Genomic DNA, 11,049 nt, shown 5'->3' with positions numbered 1-11,049 from the left:
GGTGCGGGCCTGGTCCCAGCCCTCGTCCCGACCGGCGGTGATCCGCAGCAGCTGCTTGGCGTGGTTCCACTCGTACAGCGCGCGGGCCTCGTCGACCACCCCCGACCGGGGTTCAGGCGCATTCCGCCGCCCGGCCATCCTGCCTAGTCTCGATCACGAGCCGCCCGAACAGCGAGCGGCTGTGGCAGGGCACGGCCGTGGCACGGCACGGCGGAGGCGGAGGAGGCGCGATGCGGGCAGACGCGGAGCGGGGAGGCGCGATGCGGGGAGGCGCGATGCGGGGAGGCACGGAGCGGGGATCGCCGCACCCGGGGTCGGGCGCGGGGCACCCGTCGCGAACCGCCGCACAACCACGAGCCGCCGCTCCGCCGCGAACCGCCGGTTCGCCGGGGCCGGTGGCGGCCGGTCGTCCGCACCCCGCCTCCGGAGGCCCCGTGACCAGCCCGACCAGCCGGACCAGCCGGACCAGCCCGACCGCCCAGTCCGCGCCGCGCCCCCGAGCCGTCCAGGCGCTGCGCACGGCCGCACGGGCGCTCGGGCGGTGCGCCGTCCTGACCGCGCTGGTACCGGTCGGGGTAGGGCTGTGCGTGACGTACCTGGCGTCCTTCGTGCTCTGGGGCTGCCTCGGGATCTTCCCGCTCTTCCCCCTGGCCACCCGGATGCTCCGGGCCGTCGCCGGTGCTGCCCGCTGGGCATCCGGCCACTGGTCGCAGGTGCCCGTACCCGTGCCGTACCAACCGCGGCCGGCGCTGGAGCGCACCCTCCACGGCTGGTTCTGGACCGGCCACGACTACCACAGGAACCGCCGGTTCGCGGCCCTGGCACTCACCCTCCGCTGGATGTGGACCGACCCGGCGACCTGGCGGGACGCGCTCTGGGCGATCTCCGACCCGCTGGTCGGCGGGGCGATCGCCGCCACGCCCGTCCTGCTGGCCGCCGCCGGGCTCTACGGCCTCGGGCAGCCCCTCGTCCCGTACGACCTGCCGCTCGGCGGGTGGCCCGCCGTCCTCCTCGGGCCGGTGCTGGTCGCCGGCGGCCTCGCCCTGAGCAGGTCGGCGCTGCACCTGCACGGCCGCTGGACCCGCTCCGTGCTCGGCCCGACCGAACGCACCCGGCTGGCCCGGCGGGTCGAGCAGCTCACCGAGATCCGCCTCGACGCCACCGAGGCCCAGGCCGCCGAACTGCGCCGGATCGAACGGGATCTGCACGACGGCGCGCAGGCGCGCCTGGTGGCGGTGAGCCTGCGGCTGGGCGCGGTCGCGGCGCTGATCGACCGCGATCCGGAGCACGCCAAGAAGGTCGTCGCGGACGCCCAGGAGAACGTCACCCAGGCCCTCCAGGAACTGCGCGACCTCGTCCGCGGCATCCACCCGCCGGTGCTGGCCGAACGCGGACTCGCCGACGGCGTACGGGCGTTGGCGCTGGACGTGCCGCTGAAGGTCGACGTCCGGGCCGAACTGCGGGGCCGGGCCGAGGCGCCGGTCGAGTCGGCGGTGTACTTCGCCGTCAGCGAGGCGCTCACCAACGCCGTCAAACACGGCGAAGCCCGTCACGCCGCCGTCGAACTCACCCACGGCGCAGGGCTGCTGCGCGCCGAGGTGACCGACGACGGCCGGGGCGGGGCCGATCCGGACCGGGGCAGCGGTCTGCGGGGAATCCAGCGGAGGCTGGCGGTCTTCGACGGTACGCTCACCGTGACCAGCCCCCCGGGGGGCCCGACCAGGCTGATCATGGAGCTACCGTGCGCGTTGTCCTCGCCGAGGACCTCGTCCTCCTGAGGGACGGACTCGAACTGCTGCTGCGCGCCCACGGGCACGACATCGTCGCCGCGGTGGAGAGCGGACCGGAACTGGCCGCCGCCCTCGCCGAGCACCGCCCCGACATCGCCGTGGTCGACGTCCGCCTGCCGCCGACCCACACCGACGAGGGCCTCCAGGTCGCCCTGGCCGCCCGCCGCGAACAGCCCGGCCTGCCCGTCCTGGTCCTCTCCCAGCACGTGGAGCAGCTCTACGCCCGCGAGCTGATCGCCGACGGCACCGGCGGCGTCGGCTACCTCCTCAAGGACCGCGTCGCCAAGGCCGACCAGTTCGTCGACGCCGTGCGCACCGTCGCCGCCGGCGGCACGGTCATGGACCCCCAGGTCATCACCCGCCTCCTCGCCCGCAACGCCTACGACGAGCCCCTGGCGATGCTCACCGCCCGGGAACGCGACGTCCTGGCGATGATGGCCGAGGGCCGCTCCAACGCCGCGATCGCCCAGCGGCTCCACTTCAGCGAGGGCGCGGTCAGCAAGCACACCTCCAACATCTTCGCCAAGTTGGGACTCGCCGCCTCGGACGACGACAACCGGCGGGTGCTGGCGGTGCTGGCGTACCTGAACGGGACGCGTTCGGCCTGAGGACGGTCCGGCCCCCGGCGGTCCGGCCCGAGGCGGTCCGGCCCGAGGACGGTCCGGCCCGAGGACGGGCGCCCGCCCGCCCGGGTGACGCGGACTCGCCGTCCGGGTGACGCGGGTTTGCCGACCCGGCCGCCACGGAACGACTTCCGGCCGTACCGGCGGAGGCACCAGGCGGGTGCCCGGAACCGAGGGGTGGCATGGCGACCGCAGGCTCCCAGGAGGCTCCCCGCCAGGCGAGGGCGCTGGCGCTCGCCCGGCACCCGAAGATCTGGCTCTTCCCGGGCGTGCTGTGCTCCGTGGTGGCCGTGGTGCTCTCGCTCCTCTACATGGGCGGCATCGTCAACCCGACCGGCAACCTGCACCGGCTGCCGATCGCCCTGGTGAACGCGGACCAGGGACCGCCGCCACCGGGCCGCGCGGTGAACCTCGGCACCGAGCTGACCCGGGCGGTGGTGGCCGGCACCCCCGACGACACCGTCCACTGGCGGCAGACCGACACCGAGGGGGCCAATGACCTGCTCGCCTCCGGCAAGGTCTACGCCGCCCTGCTGGTGCCCGAGGACTTCACCGCCACCGTCACGGCGCTGGCCGCCGGCGGCGCCACCCATCGGCCCACCCTCACCGTCCTCACCAATCCGGGCCTCGGCAGCCTCGGTGCCTCGCTGGCCAGTCAGACCGCCCAGAACGCCGCCCACCAGGCCTCGGTGGCGGCCGGTCGGCAACTGCTCGCCGCCGTCCCGGCCTCCAACGCCCCCGGCCCGGACACCGGCGCCACCGCCCGGCTGCTGCTCGCCGACCCGATCACCGTCACCAGCCGGGTCGGCCACCCGATCGGCAGCCACAGCGGCCTCGGCCTCAGCGCCTTCTACTACGCGCTGCTGGCCGTGCTCACCGGCTTCATCGGCGGCAACATCATCCACAACGGCGTCGACGGCGCACTCGGCTACAGCGACAGCGAGATCGGCCCCTGGCACACCCGCCGCCCCACCGTCCCGATCAGCCGCACCCAGACCCTGCTGCTCAAGATGGTCATGACGGCCGGGATCATGCTGCTCACCACCTCCCTGGTGCTGCTCTGCACGGTCGGCATCCTCGGCATGGACGCCCCGCACCAGGCGATGCTGTGGCTGTTCGCCTACTGCGCGAGCGTGGCCGTGGGCCTCGGGGTGCAGGCGATCAACGCCGCCTTCGGCGGGATCGGACAACTGGTCTCGATGTTCGTCTTCATCGCCCTGGCCCTGCCCTCCTCCGGGGCGACCGTCCCGCTCCAGGCGGTGCCCGAGTTCTACCGCTTCCTCGGCATCTTCGAGCCGATGCGCCAGCTCAGCGACGGCATCCGGGCGATCCTCTTCTTCGACGCCCGGGGCGACGCGGGGCTCGCCCGGGGCTGGACCATGATCGCCATCGGTGTGGTGCTCGCCCTGGCCTTCGGCTTCGCGATGACCCGCTACTACGACCGCAAGGGCCTGCACCGCTGGACGCCCCAGCCGTCGGAGTAGCCGACCCGGCGCCCGAGCGGCCGGGCGTCCGGCGGGCCGTCCGTCCGGCAGGTCGGGCGTCCGACGGGCCGTCCGTCCGGCAGGTCGGGCGTCCGACGGGCCGTCCGTCCGGTCGCCCCTCCGACTACCCGTCCGACCGGCTAGAGGCTGATCCGGTCCGTACGGGTGTAGACGTTCATCGAGTCGCCGCGCAGGAAGCCGACCAGGGTCAGCCCGGTCTCCTCCGCGAGGTCCACCGCCAGCGAGGAGGGCGCGGAGACGGCGGCGAGCACCGGCACGCCCGCCATCACGGCCTTCTGGACCAGCTCGAAGGAGGCCCGGCCGCTGACCATCAGCACCGTGCCGCGCGCCGGGAGCAGGCCCTCGCGCAGTGCGTGGCCGACCACCTTGTCCACCGCGTTGTGCCGCCCCACGTCCTCGCGCAGGCACAGCAGCCGCCCCTCGGCGTCGAACAGCCCGGCCGCGTGCAGGCCGCCGGTGCTGTCGAAGACCTTCTGGGCGGCCCGCAGCCGGTCGGGCAGCGCGGACAGCAGCTCGGGGGTGACGCGCAGCGCGTCCTCCGCGACGCTCCACGGCGCGGTGGTGCGCACCGCGTCCAGGCTGGCCTTGCCGCACAGGCCGCAGGAGGAGGTGGTGTAGAAGTTGCGCTCCAGGGAGGCGTCCGGGGCGGCCACCCCGGGGGCGAGCAGGACGTCCACCACGTTGTAGGTGTTCCCGCCGTCGGCGGTGGCCCCGGCGCAGTAGCGGATCCCCGCGAGGTGGTCGGCCGCGTGCAGCACGCCCTCGCTCACCAGGAAGCCAGCCGCCAGGTCGAAGTCGCTGCCGGGGGTGCGCATGGTCACGGTCAGCGGCCGCCCGCCGACCCGGATCTCCATCGGCTCCTCGGCGGCCAGGGTGTCCGGGCGGTGGGTGGCCACGCCCTTGCGCAGCCGCAGCACCCTGCGCGGTATCGTCACTCGGCCCATCGTCGTCGGCTCCTCGGTGGTGTCGGGCGGGTGGTGTCGGTCCGCGCCGGTCGGTCCGTGCCGGTCGGGCCGTCCTGGCCCCGTCACGGACTCTACGGTCGCCGACGGTACCCGCGCGGGCCTATCCCGCGCGCCCCACCGACAGCACCTCCGCGCTGGCCGCGCCGCCCGGCGTCTCGTAGTGCACGGTGTCCCCGGCGCGACAGCCCAGCAGCGCCGCCCCGAGCGGACTGTCCGCCGTCACCAGGGTCAGCTCCCGCTCCTCCGCCAGCTCCGAGACCTCGACCGTCTCCTCGGCGCCGTCCCCGAACCGCAGGGTGACCGTGGAGCCCACCCCGACCACCTCCGCCGACGGAGCCCCGGCCGCCCCGGCCTCGCGCAGCCGCGCCTCCAGTTCGGCGATCCGCCGCTCCAGCCGCGTCACCTCCGACGCCCGCTGCAACTCGTCCGCCGCATCCGCCCGGTCTCCCACCGTCTCGCCGCCCCGCAGCGTCGCGGCCACCTCCGCCCGCTCCCTGCGCAGCAGCACCAGCTCCTCCTGCACGGCGCGCAGTCCCTCGGCACTGATCGGTTCCGGCCCACCGCTCATCGCAGGCTCCCGGCTCTCTCACGGAACGCTCGAACTCGGCCGCCTCCCATTAGCCCACCCCGCCGCACCCCGGGCAAATCCTCGGCCGGGGCGGGCCCGGAACGGGACCAGAACGGGCCCGGGACGGGATCGGGACGGGCTCGCGACGCGCGGCCCACCCGGCCAAATCCGCTGCCGGCAACGGGCGGTGGGGGTGGCGGTGATCACCTTCGCCGGCCGGGGCGCGGGGGAAAGCGCAGGTGGGAGCGGTGGGGGAGGCGGGTGGAGGAGGGACCGGCCGCAGGGGCGGGTGCGGGCGAAGCTACCATGTGGGCAACACCCTCAGCTCGAAAGATGGACTTGTGACTGTCAACGACGACGTGTTCACGGACTGGAAGAACCGCGAGGAGATCGCGGAGTCGATGATCCCGATCATCGGGCGGCTGCACCGGGAGAAGGACGTCACGGTCCTGCTCCACAGCCGGTCCCTGGTGAACAAGTCGGTGGTCAGCATCCTCAAGACGCACCGCTTCGCCCGGCAGATAGCCGGCGAGGAGCTCTCGGTCACCGAGACCATGCCGTTCCTGCAGGCGCTGACCACTCTGGACCTCGGCCCCTCGCAGATCGACCTCGGGATGCTCGCCTCGACCTACCGGGCGGACGACCGCGGTCTGTCGGTCGAGGAGTTCACCGCCCAGGCCGTCGCCGGCGCCACCGGCGAGAACAAGCTGGAGCGCCGGTCCGCGCAGGACGTCGTGCTGTACGGGTTCGGCCGCATCGGTCGGCTGGTCGCCCGCCTGCTGATCGAGAAGGCCTCCGGCAACGGCCTGCGCCTGAAGGCCATCGTGGTGCGCAACGGCGGCGGCGACGACCTGGTCAAGCGCGCCTCGCTGCTGCGCCGGGACTCCATCCACGGCCAGTTCCAGGGCACCATCACCGTCGACGAGGCGAACAACAAGATCGTCGTCAACGGCAACGAGATCACGGTGATCTACTCCGACGACCCGAGCAAGGTCGACTACACGGAGTACGGGATCAAGGACGCGATCCTGATCGACAACACCGGCAAGTGGCGCGACCGCGAGGGCCTGTCCAAGCACCTGCGCCCCGGCATCGCGAAGGTCGTGCTGACCGCCCCGGGCAAGGGCGACGTGCCGAACATCGTGCACGGCGTCAACCACGACATGATCAAGCCGGACGAGCAGATCATCTCCTGCGCCTCCTGCACCACCAACGCCATCGTCCCGCCGCTGAAGGCGATGGAGGACGAGTACGGCGTGGTCCGCGGCCACGTGGAGACCGTCCACTCGTTCACCAACGACCAGAACCTGCTGGACAACTACCACAAGGCCGACCGCCGCGGCCGCTCCGCGCCGCTGAACATGGTGATCACCGAGACCGGTGCGGCCTCGGCCGTCGCCAAGGCCCTGCCGGACCTCAAGGCGAAGATCACCGGCAGCTCGATCCGCGTGCCGGTGCCGGACGTGTCCATCGCGATCCTGAACCTGCAGCTCAAGCGCGAGACCACCCGCGAGGAGGTCCTCGACTACCTGCGGGACGTCTCGCTCACCTCGCCGCTGAAGCGCCAGATCGACTTCATCGACTCGCCCGACGCCGTCTCCAGCGACTTCATCGGCTCGCGCCACGCCTCGATCGTGGACGCCGGCGCGACCAAGGTCGAGGGCGACAACGCGATCCTGTACCTGTGGTACGACAACGAGTTCGGCTACTCGTGCCAGGTCGTCCGGGTCGTCCAGTACATCTCGGGCGTCGAGTACCCGACCTTCCCGGCTCCGGCGGCCTGACCGGCCGACCGCACGGTGTCGACGGGGCGGTGACCGATCGGTCGCCGCCCCGTCGGCGTCGTCGGCGTCCTCCGGGCGGTACCGTCTCCGGTGGCTCGCCCGGACGTCTTCGGCGGGCCCGCCCGGGCCTCGGCTCGGGTGCTCGAGGCGGTGGGAGGGACGGGGATGGCGGACGGGTGGCCGACGGTCGACCTGGACCCGGTGCGGCGGCTGCGGGTGCTCGCGGCGGCCGGGGCCGGGAGGCCGCTGTTCGCCGAGCGGCGCCTCGCGGCCGGCTTCGACGAGGTGTGGGCGGTCGCGAGCGACCTGTCGGGTGAACTGCCCGGGCTGGTCAGCGGGTTGCGCTCCTTCGAGGTCGGTCCGGAGGCCGGGCCGGGCCCCGGCCGGGACGGGCGGCTGGAGGGGCTCGCCGTGAGCGTCGTCGGGCACCGTGAGCGGTTCGAGATCGTGCTGCGCGACGGCTGGTGCCTGATGCAGAGCCGTGCGCTGCTGGGCGGGATGGCGGCCGTCCCGGAGGGAACGGGGACACGGTTCGCCCTGCTCGCCCGTCTGCGGGTGCCGGGTGCCGGACCGGTGCAGCACCTCCTCGGTGGACTCACCGAGCGGCGCGGCGAGGTGCTGCTGGACCGGCTGGAGCGGCGGGTGGCCGAAAGGTCAGGCGCGGGAGCGGGACAGTAGGCGGCGGACGGCTTCGGCCACCGCCTCGGGGTGCTCGTGCGGGAGGAAGTGGCCGCAGCCGGGCAGGACTTCGGCGGTCAGGTCGTCGGCGGGGGCGCCCGCCGGCGACAGCAGCGACGGGCGGATCACCGGGTCCTGCTCCCCGCCGAGCAGCAGGGTCGGGACGGTGAGCCGCCGCTGCCGGAAGGCGCCGAGCGCCAGGCGCGGGATGTCCCGGACCACGAATCCCCAGTGCAGGCGCTCGGCCGCGCGGGCCGCTCCGGGGGTGCTCCCCCTGCTGACGTACCCGTCCGACTCCTCGGCAGTCCAGGGGTGTTCGGGGGCCGTGGCGCGCCGTAGGAGGTAGCCGAGGAGCCCGGGGCGGTGCCGGACGATCCGGCGGCCGACGCCCGGGTACTCCAGCAGGGCCGTGTACCAGAACCGCCATGCGGTACCGAGCAGGACGCGTTGACGCGGCCAGGGGTGGGTCATGTTCAGTGCCAGGAAGCCGGTGAACCGCTCCGGCGCGCGCAGGGCCAGCTCGAAGCCCGTCCAGGCCCCCCAGTCGTGGCCGACCAGGCCCACCCGGTCCAGGCCGAGCCGGTCGAGGGCGGCGAGGACGATGCGGGCGCGGTCGTCGGTCGTGTAGCCGCGCCGGGGCGCCTCCGACCAGCCGAAGCCGGGCAGGTCCAGGCAGAGCAGCCGGAAGTCGCCGCTGAGCAGCGGGATCACCTTCCGCCAGGCGTACCAGTGCTGGGGGAAGCCGTGCAGGAGCAGTAGCGGGACGCGGGTGTCCTGGCCGGCCTCGGCGAGGTGGAGGCGGACGCCGTCGGCCTCGATCCAGCGGTGACGGACGTCGGCGAGCTCGGGGAGGTCGGAATGCTCGGGGGCGGAGGGCGCGTCGGGTGCGTCGGGTGTGTCGGGTGTGTGCGCAGCGTCGAGCGGGTGGGGCAGCGGGCGCGGGGTGGGCATCGGGGTCTCCCTTCCGGAGGTGGTGTCAGAAGAGGAGAGGGCGCGGGAGGGCGGCGCAATCCCGAGGGTTCGTGGATTTCTCCGGGATCAGGGGCTTTCGGCGCCCCAGGCGGTGCGGAAGCCGTGGCGGGCACGGAAGAGCCGTGAACGGACCGTCCCCAGCGGGAGGTCCAGGATCTCGGCCACGGACTTCTCGTCCAGTCCCTCGATGTGGCGCAGCGTCAGGACGGCGCGGTGATCGGGTGGCAGGCGTTCGAGGACGTCCTGGATGTCGGCGGCGAGCTCCGGGTCGCGTTGGTCGGGCAGGTCGAGTGGGGCCGTCCGGGTGGTGCGGCCGGACGGCTGCGGGGACCGGCGGGTGGCGACGCGGACGGCCTCGCGGGCGGCGATCGTGCGGGCCCAGCCGAACAGGGCCTCGGGGGTCCTGAGCCGACGCAGTCCGCGGACGATCGCGATCATCGCCTCCTGGGCGGCGTCGGGAGCGTCCTGGAGGGCGATCGGGGCGCACACCCGGCCGACGTACGGCATCAGCAGGGTGAGCAACTCGTCGAGGGCCAGGGCGTCGCCCTGCTGTGCTGCTCGGACGAGTCCGGCGAGGTGGTCCTCGTGGTCGTGTTGCGGCATCCCGCCCCCCGTCGGCGCTGTCGGGCCAGGGGGACGGTACCGGACGGGGGCGGGGTGTTCGGGCGTTGGGGGTGGGGCGGGGGCTCTCGGGAGGGTGGGTGCGGGCGCGGCTCCCTCTCGCCGGAGCCGAGTGGTGAGGGGTGAGGGGTGGGTGGGGTGCTGCGGGTGGGGCGGTTCGTGTGCGGGGAGGCCGGGGCGGGTGGGGCGGGGGGTGGTCGCTATCTTGAGGGGTCACGGACAGGTGAGAGGGAGCGGGCATGCGGATGGGCATGGGGCTGGGTGGGCGGCGGATGGCTGCCGGGGTGGCGGCCGGGGTGCTGGTGGGGGTGCTGGCCGGGTGCTCCTCGGGGGGATCGGAGGGGGCCAAGGGCGCGTCCGGGGCGGCGAGTCCGGCGGTGACGAGTGCGACGGGCGGTACGGGCGGTACGGGCGCGGCCTCGGCGTCGGGCTCTGCGGTGGTGCCGTCCGCGTCCGGGGCCGCGCCGTCGGCGGCCGGGACCGCTTCGGGCGGGGCTGCTGCGGGCGGGGCTGCGGCTCCGGTGCCGTCGGCCGGTGGGGCGACGCCGGGGGCGGATCTGGAGGCGGCGCTGCTGGACGACAAGGTGGTCGGGCAGGTGCTGCCGGACGCCAGGGCGATGGCCGGGTGGGACGAGGAGAAGCGGAAGGTCGACAGCGCGGACCACACCGTCACCTGCACGGCGTCGGCGCCGTGCACCGGCAAGCCGCTCAGCGGGTCGGTGCGGTTCTCCTCGGGTGACCTGGTGGCGCGCTTCCTGGTGGACACCCTGCCGAGCCGGGACGCGGCGCGGAGCCGGCTGAAGGAGACCTACGCGTCGTACCCGGTCGGGCCGTTCCACAAGGTCGACACCCCGGTGCTGGGCAGCGAGAGCCAGGCCTTCGTCGGGCCGCTCTCGGCGGGGGACGGCGTCAGCATCGTGGTCCGTTCGGGCACCGTGGTGGCGAGCGTGACCACCGAGGGCGGGCCGGTGGACGTGGCCGGGGCGCGGCGGTTCGCGGCGATGCTGGTCAAGCGGATCGAGCAGGCGCAGGCGGGGAGGACGCCGGACGCCGGGCTCGGCCCGGCCTGACCGGTTCCTACAGTCCGAGTGCCAGGAGGGTGTCCACCGCGCAGTGCGGTACCCGCCAGCCGGGCAGCAGGCTGCCCGGCCCGGTCAGGTCGGCGCAGCCGGTGATGACGGCGGCCTCGGCGGCGAGCAGGTGGTCCGCGAGGACGAAGACCACTCCGTCCACCGTGCCCGGGCCGACGAGGATCCGGGCGTGGTCGATCCGGGCCGCCCCGCCGAGGGCGCGCGCCAGTCCGGCGCGGAGGGCCTCCGGGGTGGGCGGCTGCTCGACCCCCGGGGTGTCGTCCGGGGCGCGGAGGTGGAAACGAATCGCGTGCACGGTACCAAGACTGACGGATCGTCGGGCGCCGTGGCGACCTCGGGGACTGTCAGGAAACTGTCACGCCGGTCGGCGGGACGTCGCAGATCTTGATGGTGTTGTTCTCGCTGTTGCCGATGGCGTCGGCCAGGTCGACGCCAAGAAGGTCGGCTTCGAC

The 11,049-nt window shown here is 74.1% G+C and carries 11 protein-coding genes and 1 pseudogene; 6 read left to right on the top strand and 6 right to left on the bottom strand.

Going from position 1 to position 11,049, the window contains the following annotated elements; all coding sequences use genetic code 11:
• A pseudogene (locus ABT247_RS27115) lies at nt 1-96 on the bottom strand (AAA family ATPase); the annotation flags it as partial.
• A gap of 338 nt (nt 97-434) precedes the next feature.
• Between ABT247_RS27115 and ABT247_RS27110 the strand changes: the two are divergent.
• From ABT247_RS27110 to ABT247_RS27100, 3 genes are all read left to right on the top strand, one after another.
• Complete coding sequence (locus tag ABT247_RS27110) at nt 435-1,778, top strand: sensor histidine kinase (protein ID WP_350747195.1); 1,344 nt, start codon at nt 435-437, stop codon at nt 1,776-1,778.
• Nucleotides 1,742-2,398, top strand: a complete 657-nt coding sequence (locus ABT247_RS27105; RefSeq protein ID WP_350747193.1) for a LuxR C-terminal-related transcriptional regulator — start codon at nt 1,742-1,744, stop codon at nt 2,396-2,398. The genes ABT247_RS27110 and ABT247_RS27105 overlap by 37 nt, the downstream gene beginning before the upstream one ends.
• A gap of 197 nt (nt 2,399-2,595) precedes the next feature.
• Nucleotides 2,596-3,897 (top strand): YhgE/Pip domain-containing protein, encoded by a 1,302-nt coding sequence (locus ABT247_RS27100; protein ID WP_350747190.1) that lies wholly within the window; start codon nt 2,596-2,598, stop codon nt 3,895-3,897.
• A 140-nt stretch (nt 3,898-4,037) separates the two neighbouring features.
• Here ABT247_RS27100 and fdhD read toward each other — a convergent pair whose 3' ends face one another.
• A complete protein-coding gene (fdhD, locus tag ABT247_RS27095) occupies nt 4,038-4,862 on the bottom strand; it encodes a formate dehydrogenase accessory sulfurtransferase FdhD (protein WP_350747187.1) in 825 nt (274 codons plus the stop codon).
• A gap of 121 nt (nt 4,863-4,983) precedes the next feature.
• The gene (locus tag ABT247_RS27090; protein WP_350747184.1) at nt 4,984-5,451 is read right to left on the bottom strand and encodes a GreA/GreB family elongation factor; all 468 of its coding nucleotides are present in this window, start codon (nt 5,449-5,451) and stop codon (nt 4,984-4,986) included.
• 341 nt (nt 5,452-5,792) lie between these two features.
• Here ABT247_RS27090 and ABT247_RS27085 point away from each other — a divergent pair, with 341 nt between their 5' ends.
• Together ABT247_RS27085 and ABT247_RS27080 are read left to right on the top strand one after the other, a co-directional pair.
• Nucleotides 5,793-7,235, top strand: coding sequence for a glyceraldehyde-3-phosphate dehydrogenase (locus tag ABT247_RS27085; protein WP_350747181.1), 1,443 nt, complete (start codon nt 5,793-5,795; stop codon nt 7,233-7,235).
• A 165-nt stretch (nt 7,236-7,400) separates the two neighbouring features.
• A complete protein-coding gene (locus ABT247_RS27080) occupies nt 7,401-7,913 on the top strand; it encodes a hypothetical protein (RefSeq protein WP_350747178.1) in 513 nt (170 codons plus the stop codon).
• On the opposite strand, the gene ABT247_RS27075 is transcribed toward ABT247_RS27080, so the two are convergent.
• Together ABT247_RS27075 and ABT247_RS27070 are read right to left on the bottom strand one after the other, a co-directional pair.
• Nucleotides 7,890-8,864: an alpha/beta fold hydrolase gene (locus ABT247_RS27075; RefSeq protein WP_350747176.1), complete on the bottom strand. Its 975-nt coding sequence runs from the start codon at nt 8,862-8,864 to the stop codon at nt 7,890-7,892. The genes ABT247_RS27080 and ABT247_RS27075 overlap by 24 nt on opposite strands.
• A gap of 87 nt (nt 8,865-8,951) precedes the next feature.
• Nucleotides 8,952-9,488: an RNA polymerase sigma factor gene (locus ABT247_RS27070; RefSeq protein ID WP_350747173.1), complete on the bottom strand. Its 537-nt coding sequence runs from the start codon at nt 9,486-9,488 to the stop codon at nt 8,952-8,954.
• A 257-nt stretch (nt 9,489-9,745) separates the two neighbouring features.
• On the opposite strand from ABT247_RS27070, the gene ABT247_RS27065 reads away from it, so the two are divergent.
• Nucleotides 9,746-10,576 (top strand): hypothetical protein, encoded by an 831-nt coding sequence (locus ABT247_RS27065; RefSeq protein WP_350747170.1) that lies wholly within the window; start codon nt 9,746-9,748, stop codon nt 10,574-10,576.
• A gap of 7 nt (nt 10,577-10,583) precedes the next feature.
• Here the strand turns inward: ABT247_RS27065 and ABT247_RS27060 are convergent, their stop codons facing one another.
• Complete coding sequence (locus ABT247_RS27060; protein ID WP_350747167.1) at nt 10,584-10,892, bottom strand: hypothetical protein; 309 nt, start codon at nt 10,890-10,892, stop codon at nt 10,584-10,586.
• Nucleotides 10,893-11,049 lie beyond the last annotated feature (157 nt).

Source organism: Kitasatospora sp. NPDC001539, from assembly GCF_040298565.1.
Taxonomy (GTDB): domain Bacteria; phylum Actinomycetota; class Actinomycetes; order Streptomycetales; family Streptomycetaceae; genus Kitasatospora.
Note: the sequence above shows the minus strand (reverse complement) of the source record. Positions and strands in the feature narration are given on the sequence as shown.